The organism is Thiococcus pfennigii (assembly GCF_016583835.1).
Lineage (GTDB): Bacteria > Pseudomonadota > Gammaproteobacteria > Chromatiales > Chromatiaceae > Thiococcus > Thiococcus pfennigii.
Genome location: NZ_NRRW01000012.1, coordinates 71,004 through 87,679, shown reverse-complemented (window position 1 = coordinate 87,679; position 16,676 = coordinate 71,004). Strand labels below are relative to the sequence as shown.

Genomic DNA, 16,676 nt, shown 5'->3' with positions numbered 1-16,676 from the left:
TCACCGAGGCGGCCTGCAAGACCCTGGTCAAGCAACGGCTCTGCGCCTCCGGCATGCGCTGGAAGAACAAAGGCGCGAAGATCGTCCTCAGCCTGCGCGCCCTCACCCACACCGCCGGGCGGTGGACGCAGTTCTGGCAGAAGATCGATCAGTTCGGGGCTCAATGCGCCGGCTGAGCACATTATGCGGAGGCCGCACCCCCACGACCTATCTGTCGATGCGCGGGTGGAATGCCACCACGGACGACGAGCGGCTGAACCATCTCACCGACCAGGGTCCGATCCGCTTGCAGGCGAGCGCCTTCAACAGCTGTTGCCGCGTCTACGCTCCCCGGTATCGGCAAGCCGCGCTCAAGAGCTTCATGTCGCGATCCCCGAGCGGGCGCGGCGCTTTGGACATGGCTTACGAAGACGTGCGCGATGCCTTTCGCTACTTCCTGGCGCACTTCGACGAAGGCAGGCCGCTGATCATCGCTTCCCACAGCCAGGGCTCCTTGCATGCTATGCGCTTGCTCGCCGAGTTCTTCGACAAGGATCCGGCACTGAGGAAGCGTCTCGTGGCGGCCTATGTGATCGGTTGGCCAGTCCCCTGCGGCGCCTTCGCGAACATTCCGCCGTGCGATCGCGCCGACCAGACAGGCCGTTTCGTGTCTTGGAGCACCTACATCTGAGGCGCGAGCGAATCGCGCGGACACTCGAAGCGCGAGGGCTGCTGTATCAACCCGCTAACCTGGCGCCGCGACGGGGACTACGCGCCCAGGGAGCTCAACTTGGGTGAAACACCGCACAAATTCGACAGACTCGATCCCGGCGTTACCGACGCCCAGTGCGTCGACGGCAAGCTATGGGTCAATAAACCCGAGCAGAGCGGCTATGTCCCCCTCGGCAAGAGCATGCACCTGATGGACTACAACCTGTTCTACGCGAATATCCGCCGGAATGCGGAGACGCGACTTTCAGCCTTCCGCAGACAGTAGGGCGCCTTGAATGTCTCAAGGTGCCCTGATTTGCGACGGGACTGATGCCGTCGTCTGGCAAGGCCGATACCGGAGGACAGGCTCATGCGCTTGACCGTTCAGCAAGTCGACGCGATCAAACGAGCGACGGCGGATGTCTATGGTGACGCAGCGCAGGTCTGGCTGTTCGGCTCCAGAGTGGACGATCAGAAACGCGGCGGCGATATCGATTTGCTGATTCGCCCGGCGGAAGGCGCCCGACATGGGCTGATCGACAAGATTCGTCTGCTAGGGCGGCTAGAGCTGATGCTGGGCGAGCGCAAGATCGACGTCGTCATCGAAACGGTCGACCGTCGCCCTATCATCCAGATTGCACATACGCAGGGGATTCGACTATGACAGCGCGTCCGGATCCTGCGGCTCGGCTCGCGCTCGAGCAGGCGTGTTACCTGTGCGGCACACATCACGACGCGTTGCAGGAGGCGCTGGCCGATCTACGTCGGCAACCGCTCGACCTGGTCAGGCTGGGACGCCTGGATAAAGCCGATCGTCGCTTGCTCGATCAGTTTGCCTATCGTTATACGCGTCTACAGGACGATATGGGAGCGCGGCTCATGCCCGCCCTGCTGCGGGCTTTGGGTGAAGATCCCGCGGCGATGCCGGTGCTCGATCGCCTCAACCGGCTGGAACAGATCGGCTGGCTCGGGTCGGCCGAGGGCTGGAGCGAGTTGCGGCGCATTCGCAACGAGTTTACCCACGATTATCTGGCGGGCGTCGTGGAGCGGTTGGCCCGGCTCGAACTCGCGATGGTGGCTGCCGAGCGTCTGGTTCAGATCTACCGTTCGATCCAGCAGCGTTTGCAGGCGCGGGGCGATCTTCTGCCGCGCTCATCGGTCTGATCGGGTGTCCAGGCTTGGGTGTGCGCCAACCGAAGGTGTGTGCCTCGAAGTGATCAACATAGTCTAATTGGCCAGACAGATGGAGGTGGAACGCTGTGAAAGTACTTCCGGTGCTCGCGCTGCTGTTGACGATTGCCGCTTGGGTCTTGACGGTGACGACCGGCCAGGCCCTGCTTTCGGGACCCTTCGAGGGTCGCACGTGCCAGACGGAATGTGTGAAGAGCTTGTTCTTCTCTGGCGTTGGCGTCACGATCGTTGCGCTCGTGTTCACGCTGCTCGCGCTGATGCGCTCGACTGCCCGGGCGTTTTCTTACGCGATCCTTGCCCTGGCGGCCCCGGTTGCGGCCGTTTATACGACGATCACCGTGGCTGGCCTGCTGTCGTGAGCGGTTCGACGGCGACCGCCCGCGCACGACCGCGCGGGTCGTCGACGAGGGCCACGACGGATCCGTCCTGAGCCGCAGGAGAGGGCAGACGAGGGTTACCGGTTGCTTCTGCCGGCGTCGCCTGCGCTTGGACGAATCCGCTTGCGGACGATCCGGGCAGCCAATCGCCGGCCAACCAGCTCGTGCGGCGCGCCGTCGGCCGCGCGGGGGCGACGGGCCCGGGTGGTGCCGACGCGATCCTGCCCGGGAGGCGGGGATTTCCGAGTCCGGTGGGTTACAATCCGGGGCCGACCGTAGCTATCGCCGCGCAGGCCGCCACCGCTCCACCCCGTTTCCCGATGCCGATCCTCGCCCGTCTTCGCCTTTTCGTTCTGTTGATCGTCGGACTGCTGCCTGGGGGAACGGTCGCGTCAGACCCCCTCTCCTTGGCATGCAATGGGTGCCACGGGCCGGACGGCGTCAGCGAGGGCCGGCACGTCCCGACGATCTCCGGCCTGAATGTCCTCTATTTCTATGCCACGATGCAGGCATTTCGAAAGGGGCTGCGCCAGGGTACGGTCATGGGACGGATCGCCAAGGGCTATACGTCCGGCCAGTTGCAGCGCATGGCGCTGCACTTCGGCACTCGACCCTGGGTTGGTCGGCTCGAAGAGGTCGACCCTCGACGCGCGCAGCGCGGCCGGGCGCTGCATGCCGAACATTGCGAGGAGTGTCATGAGCAGAGCGGTCACTTCCAGGACAAGGACACGCCGCCGCTCGCCGGCCAGGCCCGGGGCTACCTGCTGTATCAGATGCAGGACTATCGCGTGGCGGCAAGCCAGATGCCACAGCCGCCGCTGATGCAGGAGCGCCTCGAGAGGCTGTCGGATACCGATCTGATCGCACTCAGCGAGTTCTATGCCAGTAGCCTGACCAGAGACCAGGACGGCGCGCCGGCCGAGCCGGCGGCGGTCGACGAGTAAGCGATCCGCGAGGCCCGCCGGTGCCGGCCCCGCGGACATTCGCTCGTCAATCGAACGGCTGGGGTTGTGGTGTGTTCTCGCCCGAGGGTGGCAGGATCGGCAGGGCGAAGGTCGGCTGGTCGCCGGTCAGGCTCTTGAGGAAGGCGACGATCTGGGCGTTCTCCTCGGGGGTGAACTTCTTGCCGAGCTGGATGCGGCCCATGGTGTTGACCGCCTCTTCGAGGGTCCAGGCGGCACCGTCGTGGAAGTAGGGGTAGGTCAGTTCGACATTGCGCAGGGTCGGGACCTTGAAGTTGAAGCGGTCGGCGTCCTTGCCGGTGACCGCGTAGCGGCCCTCGGCGGGGTTGTCGGTCTGGTAGGGCTCGACCACGCCCATCTTCTGGAAGGTGGTGCCCCCGGCGGCGGCCCCATTGTGGCAGGCGGTGCAGCCGCTGTTCTTGAACAGTTGGTAGCCGGCGACCGCCTCGTCGCTCAAGGCGTCCTCGTCGCCGAGCAGCCATTGGTCGAAGCGCGAGTTGGGTGTGACCAGGGTCTCTTCGAACTCGGCGATGGCCTCGGTGACCTTGTCGATATCGATGCCCTCTTCACCGAAGACCAGCCGGAACTCCCTGACGTAGCCGGGGATCGATTGGAGGACGTCGATCGCCAGGGTGTGCGTGAAGGCCATCTCGCCGGGGTTGGCGATCGGGCCGCCGGCCTGCTCCTTGAGGTCGGCGGCGCGCCCGTCCCAGAACTGGGCGACGTTCAGGCTCGAGTTGAGCACCGTCGGCGAGTTGATCGGCCCCTGTTGCCAGTTGTGGCCGATCGAGGTGGGCAGGTTGTCGGTCCCGCCCATGCTCAGGTTGTGGCAGGAGTTGCAGGAGATGAAGCCCGATTTCGAGAGCCTCGGGTCGAAATAGAGCTTCTTGCCGAGCTCGGCCTGGGCGAGGTTGATCTCCTGGGCCGGGCGGATCGGTGTGATCGGCTCGCTGGCGAGGGCGGTGGCGGCGGGTATCGCTGCGACCAAGGCCGTGACGAGAATCTCGTGTTTCATCTTGTGCCTCTCGGTAACTGTGTTTGGGCGTGTGGCGGCAATTGCCGGCCCTCGGCCCGTCCACTACTTCTAAGGCGATTTCTGTCAATGTTCATACCATCTGGCTTGTCTTGACGCCCGCCTTCAGTGTCGCACCACCAATCACATAGCCCGGCTATGCTCCTGGTGGTGCTCCTTGAAGGCAAGCTTCAATCCTGCACCATCTGGTATAAACATTTCCGGCAATCGCCTAAGCTGCCTACGCGGCTGAAAGTAAGGCAAAGCGCCAGCCGCCCGACTGTCCAGGCCGGCGCGCTTTGCGTCTCGAAAGATGGCCCGGAGGGCGAGCTTTCAAGGTGTCATCAGAGTAGAGCAGCCCAGGTGACGACGACCTGAGCCGGGTCAACTCAACGGTCGGAGTACGGTTCGTGCACATTTCAGGTCGACGCGCCTCGCCGCCCGAGCGCGCCTATTCGAAACCGAGCGCGGTCGCTGTCGCCGCATCGATCTCGCCGCTTGCGTCTAGGCCTTGGTCACGCTGAAAGTGTTGCAGGGCGCGGCGGGTGCGAGGCCCCCAGATACCGTCACTCGGCCCGGGGTCATAGCCGAGCGCTTGCAGGCGTTCCTGCAACTGGCCGGTCGACGGGGCGGGCGCGGCGGCTGCGGTCGCGGGTGACGGCTCCTGTGCGTCTGTAGTGGCGTCGCTGTCGTATGCGGTTTCGTCGTCGAACGGTTTCGGTTGTGGCGTGCTTTCGCTCGAAGGGGGCAGGATCGGCAGGGCGAAGCTTGGCTGCTCACCGGTCAGGCTCTTGAGGAAGGCGACGATCTGGGCGTTCTCCTCGGGGGTGAACTTCTTGCCGAGCTGGATGCGGCCCATGGTGTTGACCGCCTCTTCGAGGGTCCAGGCGGCACCGTCGTGGAAGTAGGGGTAGGTCAGTTCGACATTGCGCAGGGTCGGGACCTTGAAGTTGAAGCGGTCGGCGTCCTTGCCGGTGACCGCGTAGCGGCCCTCGGCGGGGTTGTCGGTCTGGTAGGGCTCGACCACGCCCATCTTCTGGAAGGTGGTGCCCCCGGCGGCGGCCCCATTGTGGCAGGCGGTGCAGCCGCTGTTCTTGAACAGTTGGTAGCCGGCGACCGCCTCGTCGCTCAAGGCGTCCTCGTCGCCGAGCAGCCATTGGTCGAAGCGCGAGTTGGGTGTGACCAGGGTCTCTTCGAACTCGGCGATGGCCTCGGTGACCTTGTCGATATCGATGCCCTCTTCACCGAAGACCAGCCGGAACTCCCTGACGTAGCCGGGGATCGATTGGAGGACGTCGATCGCCAGGGTGTGCGTGAAGGCCATCTCGCCGGGGTTGGCGATCGGGCCGCCGGCCTGCTCCTTGAGGTCGGCGGCGCGCCCGTCCCAGAACTGGGCGACGTTCAGGCTCGAGTTGAGCACCGTCGGCGAGTTGATCGGCCCCTGTTGCCAGTTGTGGCCGATCGAGGTGGGCAGGTTGTCGGTCCCGCCCATGCTCAGGTTGTGGCAGGAGTTGCAGGAGATGAAGCCCGATTTCGAGAGCCTCGGGTCGAAATAGAGCTTCTTGCCGAGCTCGGCCTGGGCGAGGTTGATCTCCTGGGCCGGGCGGATCGGTGTGATCGGCTCGCTGGCGAGGGCGGTGGCGGCGGGTATCGCTGCGACCAAGGCCGTGACGAGAATCTCGTGTTTCATCTTGTGCCTCTCGGTAACTGATCTCGGGCACGTGGCCGCTCATCGTCTGCCGATGGCCCTGCCACCAGGCTGCACCTGCCTATCGGAGGTGCCTGCCGTTCTCGAGCTGCCTACGCGGCCGAAGAAATGAAGCGAAGCGGAAATCGCATCTTGGCTTCGCGTCTTGGAAAATTGCCCGGATGGCAATTTTTCAACCCAAAAGCGGCAGTTGGACGGTGCCCGAGGTGCGCCGCGCGCGACGTGCATCGGGTGCCGTAGCGGCCTTCACCGAGCGGGTGAGCAGGACCCACCTAGAGCCACCGCGCGATTTCAACCACCTGAATCCATGATTAAGCGGCAACTGCCGTTCTTGGGTTCAAGGTCCCCATAAGGCGATCTGTCGGGATCCTGACAGGGTAGATCAACGGCGGCGGCGATGACCTGAGCCAGCTCAACTCGGTTGCCCGAATGCCGACGGCGCGCAGATCGGACCGCACGGCAGGGCGTCGTTCACGATTCGGGTGCGAGTGGCCGCGCGTGCCTCGCCGCGGGATGACGCCGAAGCAGCGGCGCTTGGGCCTTGCAACTTGCCGGAGACCGTCTATCTTCAAAGCAGACCGGTCGCCGCGATTCACGCACGATTACGATAAGGCGTACACGCCGCCCTCCCTGCCCTCTGTGCCATCGACGCACAAGCCTCGGCGACTCCGGCTTCTCGATCGCGTTGGTCCGACTCGGCAACTCGCGCGCTGAACGTCATCGTCGCGTGTCGCCGACGGCGAGCGATCGAGTCGTCCCACGCGATTGTCGGGCGCGGCCGGCCGATACGGCTGGCCGGCGAGCCGCTGCCGTCGTGGGTCGTTCGTCTCCGGACCGCATGCCGTGATGATCCCGAGGTCGCTGAAGATGAAGCCCTTTGTCGTCGATGAGGTCAGCTTCCTCGGCGGCGAGCCCACCCTGCAGCCGCACCTGATCGAGCTGGCCTATTTTGCGCGCAAGCGCGGCATTCGGCGGTTGAATCTGGCGACGAACGCGCTCGTGATCGGTCACGAGCTGGAGGAGACCGCCGCGGCCCTCTTCTCGGCGATCCAGGTCGGTCTGCACGGCGCCAAGTCCGAGACCTACGAGGCCATCGTGCCGCGCTTGGTCGCGCGCGGCGCCAACATCGTCCTCGCCTTCACGGTGATGCCGTCGAACCGCGCCGAACTCACGGACGTGCTCGCGTTGAGCCGGGCGCTGGGCGTCCGCGGGATCCGCTTCATTCCCTTGGCCGCGGAGGGATGAGGCTGCGTCGGCGTCCAGCACCGCGCCCAGCGCTGCGACCGGCCCGCCTTGGCCCTCGGCGTATGGGGTGCGGATCAGGTTCGGCCGTCGGTGGCGTTGCGATCGGGAAAGAGGTCGCTGTAGGGGGTGGCATCGAAGAGCGTCTCGATGCGCCGGATGTGCCCGTCGATGACCTGCGCCCATTGGGCGACCGGCACGGCCAGCTTCTCCGAGATCTGGATGTGATAGGTCAGGAAGTGACAGACGTCGTGGCCGTCGACGAAGGCCTTGCGTCGCTCGACCTGCCGGATGATCCCACTGGTGGCGATCGCGTGCGCGATGAAGGCGTCGGCGTCATCGAAGCGGGCGATCGGGCTTGCGAATTGGAATCCGGCATTGGCGAGCAGGGCCCGCGCGCCCTCGTAGTCATAGGCATCGCGGGCGTCGAGGTAGGCCTCGACGATCGAGAGGGGGTCGGTAGCCACGGGGGTCTCCTGAACGCATCGTCGACGATGGCGATGGTGCAGGGTTTTCCCGGGTGCGTCCAGGGTCGGCCCGGCAGGCTTTTGGCGTGCGTCCGGGGTGATCGCGGCGGGCCGTTCCTTGCCTCCGAGGTTCCTTGGTCGGGGTGGCGGCGCTATCCTTCGCACAGGTCCGCGTCCTGATCCCGTCCACCACCGCCCGCCGAGGGAGGAGCGCGTTCATGGCCGATGCAGTGACCATCCGCGCGATGACGCGCGCCGAGCTGGATACCCTGGTCGACTGGGCCGCTGCCGAGGGCTGGAATCCCGGTCTTCACGATGCGTCGATCTTCTGGGATACGGATCCCGATGGCTTCATCGCGGCCGATCTCGGCGGCGAGTTGATCGGCGGCGGCTCGATCGTCGCCTACGATCGGCGGTTCGGTTTCATGGGCTTCTTCATCGTCCGCCCGGACCACCGCCACCGCGGCCTCGGTCGGCAGCTCTGGTACGCCCGCCGCGATCGCCTGATCGCGCGCCTGCGGGCGCCGGCGGTGATCGGCATGGACGGGGTCTTCGCGATGCAGGCCTTCTACGCCCGCGGTGGTTTCGTCTTGAGCCACAGGGACCTGCGCTTCGAAGGGGTCGGAGTGAGCGCAGACCCGGACGGGCGCCTGGTCGACCTGGCCGCGGTCCCCTTCGACGAGGTCGCGCGTTACGATGCCGCGCACTTTGCGGCACCGCGAGCCGGCTTCCTCGCGGCCTGGATCGCGCAGCCTGGCGGTCGCGCGCTCGGCGTGCTGGCCGACGGCGCGTTGCGCGGCTACGGCGTCATCCGCCCCTGTCGGCGGGGCTTCAAGATCGGGCCGCTGTTCGCCGCCGACGGCGAGATCGCCGAGGTGCTCTTCCGCGGGCTCGCCGATCGTGCGGCCGGCGAGCCATTCTTCCTCGACGTGCCGGAGAACAACCCGGCGGCGCTGGCGCTCGCCGAGCGCCACGGCCTGCGAGAGGTATTCGGCTGCGCCCGCATGTACTATGGCCCGCCACCGGACCTGCCCGATGGCGAGGTCTTCGGCGTGACGACCTTCGAGCTCGGCTGATCGTGGACGCCTGGCATCGGCGCGACCTGCGGGGCGCCGGGCGCACCCCGCCCGATCCCCGCTGGCCGGGCGGCGCGCGGCTGGCGCTGCAATTCGTCCTCAATGTCGAGGAGGGGGCCGAGCGCACCATCCTCAACGGCGACGACGGCTCCGAGGACTATCTGGCCGAGCTGCCCGGCACCCGCCGGCGGCTCGGGCAGCGCCACTACAGCGCCGAGGGTTTCTACGACTATGGCGCGCGGGTCGGCCTCTGGCGCCTGCTGCGCCTGTTCGAGGCGCGTGCCCTGCCGCTCACGGCCTTCGCCGCCGGGCGGGCACTGGAGCTCAACCCGGAGGCTGGCGCCGCGCTCGCCGAACTCGGCCACGAGGTCGCCGGGCACGGCTACCGCTGGATCGACTATCGCGACGTCGACGAGGCGACCGAGCGGGCGCACATCGCGCGCACCTGCCGGATCATCGAGGCGGTGACCGGCCGGCGGCCGGTCGGCTGGTACACGGGTCGGGTCAGTCCGAACACGCGCCGGCTCCTCGTCGAGGCCGGTGGTTTTCTCTACGACTCGGATGCCTACGACGACGAGCGGCCGTATTGGCTGAGCGACGGTGGCCGCGCGCACCTGATCATCCCCTACAGCCTGGTGACCAACGACATCCACTGGCTCCTCGCCCCCGGCTGCACGACGGCCGACGACTTCTTCGCCCGGCTGCGCGACGCCTTCGACGTCCTCTGGGCCGAGGGCCGGGAGCGGCCGGCCCTGATGAGCGTCGGCCTGCACGCGCGCATCAGCGGCCATCCGGCGCGGGCCGCGGCCGTGGCCCGCTTCCTCGACCATGTCGCGGCCCACGAGGGCGTTTGGATCTGTCGGCGCCGCGAGATCGCCGAGCACTGGATCCGGTGCTTCGGCCGGCCGGATGGCGCCTGAGTTCGGGCGGCGGGGGGCGTGCGGCGTGCCAGCCTTCGCATGCCTGTCCGATCACGGGCCTTGCGACCAGCTGGGAGGGAATGCGAAGACGAGGAGCGGTGTGTTTCGGCCTTCGGTGTCGGGTTGCGCGGCGGAACCCGACGTTTGCACCGATCATTTGCGAATCATGACCAAGAGGTCATCGCCCGGGCGCTGCCTCCCTTCTGGCTGATTGCCGCATTGCCGGCATGTCCGCGTGTTCGGTCGTCGGCGCGGGTCTGACCACACCCAGCGCCTCTTCGAGGAATCCCTCGGTCAGGGCTTCGTAGGCGGCATGGGCCTCGTCGGTGCTGACCCCGCAGAGGACCTCGCATGCGATATCGGTCGGCCCCTCGGGGGCGCAGTGGGTCGCGCCGGCGATCTCGATGTCCGTGATCGGGAAGCGGACCAGCGCCGGCAGGTTCTCGATCGCCCCGAATTCGTTGCAGGCGCTCGGCTCCGAGCGCAGGCTGAGCAGCGGCAGTTCGCGCAGGAGTGGTGCGATTCGTTCCGTGCGGGCATAGGTCGCGCCGTCGAGGAGCACGAGCGCGGCAACGGGCGCGCCGCGCCGTTGCAGGGCCTGGGTCGCCTCCAGGCTGATCGCAGCGCCGGCGCTGTGGCCGGCGAGCGCGATGCGCTGGGCATCGACGAGGCCGAACAGCGGGTCCGCCGGGTCGGCGCCGCGTGTGGCGAGCCAGCGATGGTGATCGGCGGTGTTGGCGACGTTGCGGGCGTGGGCCGTCGCCCCGGCATCGGCCGGGAGGAGGCTGGGCGTCAGGACGATGAGGCCGTGCCTGGCGAAGCGCACCGCCTTGTCGATGTGGCGGCCGTAGTCCCGGGCGAAGCCGTGGGTCAGGATCAGCGCCGGGTAGGGCGGATCCGTCGGGCCGCTGCCGGGTTGCGGAACGTAGAGGGCATAGGGGATCGGGTCGCCGAGCGCGGTCGTGCGCGTGCCGGTCGTGACCTCGACCTCCGCGGCCGCGACGCAGGGTGCGGCGATCAACGCGAAGAGCAGGGCGATACCCCAGCCGAAGCGGGGCTTCAGTCGCTCGCGGCGAGCGCGTCGCGCGATGATATCCAAAATGGCCGTCCTCGTCGGTGCCCCTGTCAGCGCCTCGTCGCGGCGAGGCGCGGGCAATGGCGAACTCGATGCGTCGGCGGCATTGCCGCCTTGGCCCGAGGGCCAAGGCGGTCCCCGCCTAGCGAGCGCCAGCGGCGGCGTTCACGGCGGCCGCGGCGTCGACGATGCCGGCCCCACAGAGGTCCGGATCCAGGTCGCACGCGCTGCCGGTGGGGAACGCGCGGGCCGTGTCTTGCAGGATCTGCGCGACCTGGGCCGGTGTCAGGGTTGGATTGACTGACAACATCAGCGCGACGACGCCGGCGACGTGCGGCGTCGCCATGCTGGTGCCCGCATACTCGGCGTAGGTGTCCCCGCGCGGTCGCCGCGCGCCACTGTCGATCGTCGAGAGGACGCCACCGTCGTAGTCGCCGCCGGGGGCGCTGATCTCGACCGTGCTGCCGTAGTTGCTGTAGGAGGCGCGGTTGCCGGTGATGCCGATGGCGCCCACTGTGACGACGTCGTCGCAGCTGGCCGGCGAGTAGAACCCTGCGTCGTCGTTGCTGTTGCCCGCGGCTACGACGACGACGCTGCCGGCCGCGACCACGTCATCGATGGCGCTCTGGTAGAGGATGTCGCAGGTCCCACCGCCGCCGAGGCTCAGGTTCAGGACCTTCGCCGGGTTCGGGTTGGCGGGGATGCCAGGTACGTTCAACCCGGCCGCCCAGCGCATCGCGTCGACGATATCGGAGCTGAAACCGCCCAAGCGGCCGAGCACCCGCAGCGGTTGGATCCCGCTGGAATAGGCGATGCCGGCCACGCCGGTCTGGTTGTTGGTCGCAGCGCCGATCGTCCCGGCGACGTGGCTGCCGTGCCAGGAACTCGACGCCCCGAGGAACCAGTCGCCCTCGTCGGACGGATCCGGGTCGCGGCCGTCGCGGTCGCGGGCGTTGAATCCCATGGAGATGAAGTCGTAGCCGCCGTCCCAGCGTCCGGTCAGGTCCTCGTGGTCGCCGAGGATACCGGTGTCGATGACAGCGACTTGGACGTCGGGATCGCCCGTCGTGACCTGCCAGGCGGCCAGCAGATCGATGCCGGATACCGGGTCGGTGTAGTGCCACTGATCCGGGTAGAGGGGATCGTTCGGCCCCTGGACGACGGTCGCGAAGACCTGCGGCCGCATGACCCGGTCGGGCACCGCGTAATCGACCTCGGGGAGGGCGGAGAGGCGCTCGATGAGCAGATCCATGTGCTCGATCGGCATCGCCTGCGGCAATCGCAGCACCCACGCGCCGCCGGACATCTCGCGCACCGGCGTCAGGGGGACCCCGGCCGCAGCGGAGAGCCGGCCGAGTTCGCGGTTGTCGATGCGCGCGCCAGCCGAACCCTCGTCGCGATCGATGCGCACGATGATCTGCGACGTCGTGGCCGATTGGCCGGCGATCTCGGCCAGCGGCCCGCCGGCCGATGCCGATCCGGCTCCGCACAACAGGCAGGCCGCGATCCCCGCGCTCAGGATTCCTCTCTTCATGATACGCCCTCAGGTTTCACGCGTTCAGTGATCGTTAGCGAAGGGCACGGGGGGTACCTGCCCACCCGCCGCCCTCGACAGAGAAGTCCGAATGGCCGGTCGACGCATCGCGGTCGGGCGCAGGCCCGTCCGGTTGTATGCGTCGAGGCGGCACTTCAGAATAGGTGGCGGCGACCGGGTTGTCCAACAGGGGATCCCGGATGAATTGCAGGTATTCGGGGAGGCCGATCGATGCGCGACCCTGCGTCCGAGGGGATCGGTCGGTTCGTGAGGGCGTTGGCCTTCGCGGCCGACAAGCACCGCCAGCAGCGGCGCAAGGATGTCGCGGCCTCGCCGTACATCAACCACCCGATCGCGTTGGCCGACGTCCTCGTCAACGAGGGCGACATCCGAGATCCGGTCGTCCTCTGTGCGGCGGTCCTGCACGACACCATCGAGGACACGGAGACGACCTCCGCCGAGCTCGTCGGGCACTTCGGCGAGCGGATCACCGCGATCGTGCTGGAGGTCACCGACGACAAGGCGCTGCCCAAGGCCGAACGCAAGGCGCGCCAGGTGGCTCATGCCGCCGACCTCTCGACGCCGGCCAAGCTCGTCAAACTGGCCGACAAGATCTGCAACCTGCGCGATCTCCTGGCGGCCCCGCCGGCCGGCTGGTCGGCGGTGCGCAAGCGGGACTATTTCGCCTGGGCCGCGCAGGTGGCCGCCGGCCTGCGCGGCACCCATCCGGGGCTCGAGGCGATCCTCGATGGGCTCCTCGCGCGGGCCGGCGAACTCGACTGAACCTGGCGTTGTGCCCCCGGCCGTGGCTCGATCGGGCCGCCGCACGGCCCCGCAGGGCGCTGCTTGTGCGGCGAAATCCCCTTCCGGTATCTTTCCACGATGCGTCTAGAGAAGATCAAGCTCGCCGGCTTCAAGTCCTTCGTCGACCCGACCTCGGTGCCGTTCCCGAGCAACCTGGTCGGCGTCGTCGGGCCCAACGGCTGCGGCAAGTCCAACGTCATCGACGCAGTGCGCTGGGTGATGGGCGAGAGCTCGGCGAAGATGCTGCGCGGCGAGTCGATGGCGGACGTGATCTTCAACGGCTCCAGCGGTCGCAAGCCGGTCGGCACCGCGAGCATCGAACTCCTCTTCGACAATGCCGACGGCGCGGCCGGCGGCGAGTACGCCCGTTTCAGTCAGATCGCCGTCAAGCGCCAGGTCTCGCGCGACGGCCAGTCCCTCTATTTCCTGAACGGCGCCCGTTGCCGGCGCCGCGACGTGCAGGACCTCTTCCTCGGCACCGGGCTCGGCCCGCGCAGCTACGCCATCATCGAGCAGGGCACGATCTCGCGGCTGATCGAGGCGCGGCCCGAGGACCTGCGCCTGTTCCTCGAGGAGGCCGCCGGCATCTCGAAATACAAGGAACGGCGTCGCGAGACCGAGACGCGGATGCGCCACACCCGCGACAACCTCGACCGCCTCAACGACCTGCGCGACGAGGTCGCCAAGCAGCTCCAACACCTGGAACGTCAGGCGGCGAGCGCCGTGCGCTACCAGCAGTTGAAGGCCGAGGAGCGCCAGCGCGAGGCCGAGCTCAAGGCGTTGCGCTGGCAGGCGCTCGACCGCGAGATCGCCGAGCAGGACCGCACCCTCGGTGGGCTCGAGGTGAAGGTCGCCGAGGCCCAGGCCCACCAGCGGCGCATCGAGGCGGATCTGGAGGCCCAACGCGAGGCCTATGGCGAGGCATCCGAGGCCTTCAACGCCGCCCAGGGCCGCTACTACGAGGTCGGTGCCGCGATCGCCCGGGCCGAGCAGACCATTCAGTTCATGAAGGAGACCCGTGCCGGCCAGGAGGCCGAGCTCGCCCGCGTGCAGCGTGAGCTCGGCGAGTCGGTCGACCACCTGGCGCGCGACGAGGGCCGCCTCGCCGAGCTGGCCGAGGCCCTCGCCGAGCAGGAACCCGGGCTCGCGCGGGCCGAGGCCGAGCTCGCCGAGGCCCTCGCGCGGGTCTCCTCGTGCGAGGCCGAACTGCACGAGTGGGAGTCCCAGTGGGAGGTGCTGGAGCGCGAGGCGGCCGCTCCGGCCGCCCAGGCCCAGGCCGAGCGGGCGCGGATCAACCACTTGGAGCAGGGCCTGGCCCAGGACGAGCGGCGCCTCGCGCGGCTCGCCGAGGAGGCCCAGCACCTGGACCCGCGGCCGCTCGAGGACGAGGTCGAGGCGCTGCTCGAACAGGATGCCTCCTGGGAGGCCCGGGTCGAGGAGCAAGCGGCGGTGCGCGCCGAGGTCGACGAGGCCCTCGCCGAGCTGGAGCGGCAGGGCGAGGCGCTGCAGCGGCGCCTCGATCAGGCCCGCACCGCGCTCCAGGAGGCGCGCGGCCGCCAGGCCTCCCTCGCGGCGCTCCAGGAGGCCGCGCGCCAGGACCCGGATGCCGCCCTCGCCGGCTGGATCGAAGCCGCGGGCCTCGATGCGGCGCCGCGGCTCCTCGATCACCTTGAGGTCGAGCCGGGCTGGGAGCGCGCCGCCGAGGTCGCCCTCGCCGCCCACCTGCGGGCCGTCTGCACCGACGACTTCGAGGCCCACGGGCGCGCCGCCGGGGCCGTCGGCGCCTTGGCCCTGCTCGATACGCGCGAGGCCGCGGCCACGGCCGACCCGGGCGAGGACAGCCTGCTCGCCCGGGTGCGTTGCCCTTGGCCGCTGCACAGCCTGCTGGCCTCGGTGCGTGGTGTCGAGGACCTGGAGACGGCGATGGCGCGGCGCGCCGAACTCGGCCCGGGCGAGCGCCTGATCACCCGCGACGGGGTCCTCGTCGGGGCCAATTGGCTCCACCGTCCGACCCTCGATCAGGCCGTTGGCGGGGTGCTGGAGCGGGCCGAGGCCCTGAAGGATCTCGGGCGCGAGATCGCCGCCGCGGAGGCGGCGCTGGCCGCGCTGGTCGGCGAGCAGGACGCGGCGCAGGCGGCCCGCCGCGAGCGTCTGGCGCAGCGCGAGGGGATCGCCGCCGAGCTGGAGGCCGCCAACCGCGAGCGCGGCCGGCTGCGCGCCGAGCTGGTCGGGCGGCGCACCCGGCTCGAGCATTTGCACGAGCGGCGCGCCGGCGTCGAGGCCGAGCGCGCCGAGCTCGGCGAGCGGCGCGGCGAGCGGCTCGCCGAGATCGAGGCCGGCCGCGAGGCGCTCCACGACCTGCTCGAGCGCATCGAGGCCCTCGCCGAGCAGCGTGATCAGCTCGCCGCTCGGCGCGACGCCCTGCGCGAGGCCCTGGCCGCGGCCCGAGCGGCCGAGCGGGCCGGCCGCGACCAGGTCCAGCAGCGCAAGGTCGGCGTCGAGTCGCAGCGCAGCGAGCAGGAGGCCCTGCGGCGCAACCTGGTGCGCGCCCAAGGGCTGCGCGACCAACTCGCCGCGCGGCTCGAGGAGCTGACGCGGTCCGTCGCCGAGGCGGCCGAGCCGCTCGCCGAGCAGCAGGCCGAGCTCGAGGAGCGGCTCGATCAGCAGGTCCGGGCCGACGCGGCCCTGCGCGCTGCGCGCGAGCACCTCGAGGGGATCGATGCCCGGATTCGCGCCCAGGAGCAGGAGCGCCAGCGCGTCGAGCAGGCCCTGGCCGAGCAGGCCCGGACCCTCGATGCCCTGCGGCTCGCCCGCCAGGAGCGGCTGGTGCGCCGGCGCACGTTGGAGGAGCAGCTCGCGAGCGCCGAGCAGTCCCTCGGGGACCTGCTCGAGGGGCTCGATCCGGGCGCGAGCGAGGCCGCCTGGCAGGAGGAGCTCGCGAAGATCGCGGCGCGCATCCAGCGCCTCGGGGCCGTCAACCTGGCGGCCATCGACGAGCTCGAGGAGCAGTCCGAGCGGCGCGTCTACCTCGATGCCCAGCACGCCGACATCACCCGCTCGCTGGAGACCCTGGAGCAGGCGATCCGCAAGATCGATCGCGAGACGCGTCAGCGCTTCAAGGACACCTTCGAGCGCGTCAACGAGGGCTTCGCCAGCCTCTTCCCGCGGCTCTTCGGCGGCGGCCAGGCCTCGCTCGAGCTGACCGGCGAGGATCTGCTCGAGACCGGCGTGACCGTCATGGCGCGCCCCCCGGGCAAGCGCAACAGCAGCATCCACCTGCTCTCGGGCGGCGAGAAGGCCCTCACCGCGGTGGCCCTGGTGTTCGCGATCTTCCAGCTCAATCCGGCCCCTTTCTGTATGCTCGACGAGGTCGATGCGCCGCTCGACGAGGCCAACGTCGGGCGTTTCTGCGACCTGCTGCGGGCCATGTCCAGCCAGGTCCAATTCATCTTCATCACCCACAACAAGGTGACGATGGAGGTGGCCGAGCACCTGCTCGGCGTGACCATGCACGAGCCCGGCGTCTCACGCCTGGTCTCGGTCGATGTGGGCGCGGCGGTGCAGCTCGCCGCGGCGTCCTGAGCGGGCGGACCCGTGGCCGGGCCGCTGCTATACTGC

16 protein-coding genes and 1 pseudogene are annotated in these 16,676 nt (G+C 68.8%); 12 read left to right on the top strand and 5 right to left on the bottom strand.

Annotated features, from left to right (window positions below; all coding sequences use genetic code 11):
• The 7 genes and pseudogenes from CKO41_RS06305 to CKO41_RS06275 all read left to right on the top strand — a co-directional run.
• Positions 1–176 (top strand): annotated as a pseudogene (locus tag CKO41_RS06305) (ISKra4 family transposase); the annotation flags it as partial.
• Positions 164–670 carry a DUF3089 domain-containing protein gene (locus CKO41_RS06300; RefSeq protein WP_276568915.1) on the top strand — a complete coding sequence of 169 codons (507 nt, stop codon included), beginning with the start codon at positions 164–166 and terminating at the stop codon, positions 668–670. The pseudogene CKO41_RS06305 and the gene CKO41_RS06300, both read left to right, overlap by 13 nt.
• A gap of 99 nt (positions 671–769) precedes the next feature.
• Positions 770–976: a hypothetical protein gene (locus CKO41_RS06295; protein ID WP_200381583.1), complete on the top strand. Its 207-nt coding sequence runs from the start codon at positions 770–772 to the stop codon at positions 974–976.
• An 84-nt stretch (positions 977–1,060) separates the two neighbouring features.
• Positions 1,061–1,354, top strand: coding sequence for a nucleotidyltransferase family protein (locus CKO41_RS06290; RefSeq protein ID WP_200381582.1), 294 nt, complete (start codon positions 1,061–1,063; stop codon positions 1,352–1,354).
• The gene (locus CKO41_RS06285) at positions 1,351–1,854 is read left to right on the top strand and encodes a hypothetical protein (RefSeq protein WP_200381581.1); all 504 of its coding nucleotides are present in this window, start codon (positions 1,351–1,353) and stop codon (positions 1,852–1,854) included. The genes CKO41_RS06290 and CKO41_RS06285 overlap by 4 nt, the downstream gene beginning before the upstream one ends.
• A gap of 95 nt (positions 1,855–1,949) precedes the next feature.
• Complete coding sequence (locus CKO41_RS06280; RefSeq protein ID WP_200381580.1) at positions 1,950–2,240, top strand: hypothetical protein; 291 nt, start codon at positions 1,950–1,952, stop codon at positions 2,238–2,240.
• A gap of 338 nt (positions 2,241–2,578) precedes the next feature.
• Positions 2,579–3,202, top strand: coding sequence for a c-type cytochrome (locus CKO41_RS06275; protein WP_200381579.1), 624 nt, complete (start codon positions 2,579–2,581; stop codon positions 3,200–3,202).
• Positions 3,203–3,248: 46 nt separating this feature from the next.
• Here the strand turns inward: CKO41_RS06275 and CKO41_RS06270 are convergent, their stop codons facing one another.
• Together CKO41_RS06270 and CKO41_RS06265 are read right to left on the bottom strand one after the other, a co-directional pair.
• Entirely contained in the window at positions 3,249–4,235 is a 987-nt protein-coding gene (locus CKO41_RS06270; protein WP_200381578.1) for a cytochrome-c peroxidase, read from the bottom strand.
• A gap of 448 nt (positions 4,236–4,683) precedes the next feature.
• Positions 4,684–5,922: a cytochrome c peroxidase gene (locus CKO41_RS06265; RefSeq protein WP_200381577.1), complete on the bottom strand. Its 1,239-nt coding sequence runs from the start codon at positions 5,920–5,922 to the stop codon at positions 4,684–4,686.
• Positions 5,923–6,807: 885 nt separating this feature from the next.
• Here CKO41_RS06265 and CKO41_RS06260 point away from each other — a divergent pair.
• Complete coding sequence (locus CKO41_RS06260; RefSeq protein ID WP_200381576.1) at positions 6,808–7,185, top strand: radical SAM protein; 378 nt, start codon at positions 6,808–6,810, stop codon at positions 7,183–7,185.
• 74 nt (positions 7,186–7,259) lie between these two features.
• Here the strand turns inward: CKO41_RS06260 and CKO41_RS06255 are convergent, their stop codons facing one another.
• Positions 7,260–7,649: a nuclear transport factor 2-like protein gene (locus CKO41_RS06255; protein ID WP_200254169.1), complete on the bottom strand. Its 390-nt coding sequence runs from the start codon at positions 7,647–7,649 to the stop codon at positions 7,260–7,262.
• Positions 7,650–7,867: 218 nt separating this feature from the next.
• On the opposite strand from CKO41_RS06255, the gene CKO41_RS06250 reads away from it, so the two are divergent.
• Positions 7,868–8,725 (top strand): GNAT family N-acetyltransferase, encoded by an 858-nt coding sequence (locus CKO41_RS06250; RefSeq protein WP_200381575.1) that lies wholly within the window; start codon positions 7,868–7,870, stop codon positions 8,723–8,725.
• 2 nt (positions 8,726–8,727) lie between these two features.
• Entirely contained in the window at positions 8,728–9,645 is a 918-nt protein-coding gene (locus CKO41_RS06245; RefSeq protein ID WP_200381574.1) for a polysaccharide deacetylase family protein, read from the top strand.
• Between the two features lie 178 nt (positions 9,646–9,823).
• Here the strand turns inward: CKO41_RS06245 and CKO41_RS06240 are convergent, their stop codons facing one another.
• Both CKO41_RS06240 and CKO41_RS06235 read right to left on the bottom strand, forming a co-directional pair.
• Positions 9,824–10,744, bottom strand: coding sequence for a thioesterase domain-containing protein (locus CKO41_RS06240; RefSeq protein ID WP_200254499.1), 921 nt, complete (start codon positions 10,742–10,744; stop codon positions 9,824–9,826).
• A gap of 118 nt (positions 10,745–10,862) precedes the next feature.
• Positions 10,863–12,254, bottom strand: coding sequence for a S8 family serine peptidase (locus tag CKO41_RS06235; protein WP_200381573.1), 1,392 nt, complete (start codon positions 12,252–12,254; stop codon positions 10,863–10,865).
• A gap of 231 nt (positions 12,255–12,485) precedes the next feature.
• Here CKO41_RS06235 and CKO41_RS06230 point away from each other — a divergent pair, with 231 nt between their 5' ends.
• A complete protein-coding gene (locus tag CKO41_RS06230) occupies positions 12,486–13,037 on the top strand; it encodes an HD domain-containing protein (protein WP_200381572.1) in 552 nt (183 codons plus the stop codon).
• Positions 13,038–13,136: 99 nt separating this feature from the next.
• Positions 13,137–16,640 carry a chromosome segregation protein SMC gene (gene smc, locus CKO41_RS06225; protein WP_200381571.1) on the top strand — a complete coding sequence of 1,168 codons (3,504 nt, stop codon included), beginning with the start codon at positions 13,137–13,139 and terminating at the stop codon, positions 16,638–16,640.
• Positions 16,641–16,676: the final 36 nt, after the last annotated feature.

Coding starts and splice junctions, on each gene's coding strand:
- CKO41_RS06300 (WP_276568915.1), top strand. CDS start 164: ATGCGCCGGCTGAGCACATTATGCGGAGGCCGCACCCCCACGACCTAT.
- CKO41_RS06290 (WP_200381582.1), top strand. CDS start 1,061: ATGCGCTTGACCGTTCAGCAAGTCGACGCGATCAAACGAGCGACGGCG.
- CKO41_RS06285 (WP_200381581.1), top strand. CDS start 1,351: ATGACAGCGCGTCCGGATCCTGCGGCTCGGCTCGCGCTCGAGCAGGCG.
- CKO41_RS06275 (WP_200381579.1), top strand. CDS start 2,579: ATGCCGATCCTCGCCCGTCTTCGCCTTTTCGTTCTGTTGATCGTCGGA.
- CKO41_RS06270 (WP_200381578.1), bottom strand. CDS start 4,235: ATGAAACACGAGATTCTCGTCACGGCCTTGGTCGCAGCGATACCCGCC.
- CKO41_RS06265 (WP_200381577.1), bottom strand. CDS start 5,922: ATGAAACACGAGATTCTCGTCACGGCCTTGGTCGCAGCGATACCCGCC.
- CKO41_RS06260 (WP_200381576.1), top strand. CDS start 6,808: ATGAAGCCCTTTGTCGTCGATGAGGTCAGCTTCCTCGGCGGCGAGCCC.
- CKO41_RS06250 (WP_200381575.1), top strand. CDS start 7,868: ATGGCCGATGCAGTGACCATCCGCGCGATGACGCGCGCCGAGCTGGAT.
- CKO41_RS06235 (WP_200381573.1), bottom strand. CDS start 12,254: ATGAAGAGAGGAATCCTGAGCGCGGGGATCGCGGCCTGCCTGTTGTGC.
- CKO41_RS06230 (WP_200381572.1), top strand. CDS start 12,486: ATGCGCGACCCTGCGTCCGAGGGGATCGGTCGGTTCGTGAGGGCGTTG.
- smc (WP_200381571.1), top strand. CDS start 13,137: ATGCGTCTAGAGAAGATCAAGCTCGCCGGCTTCAAGTCCTTCGTCGAC.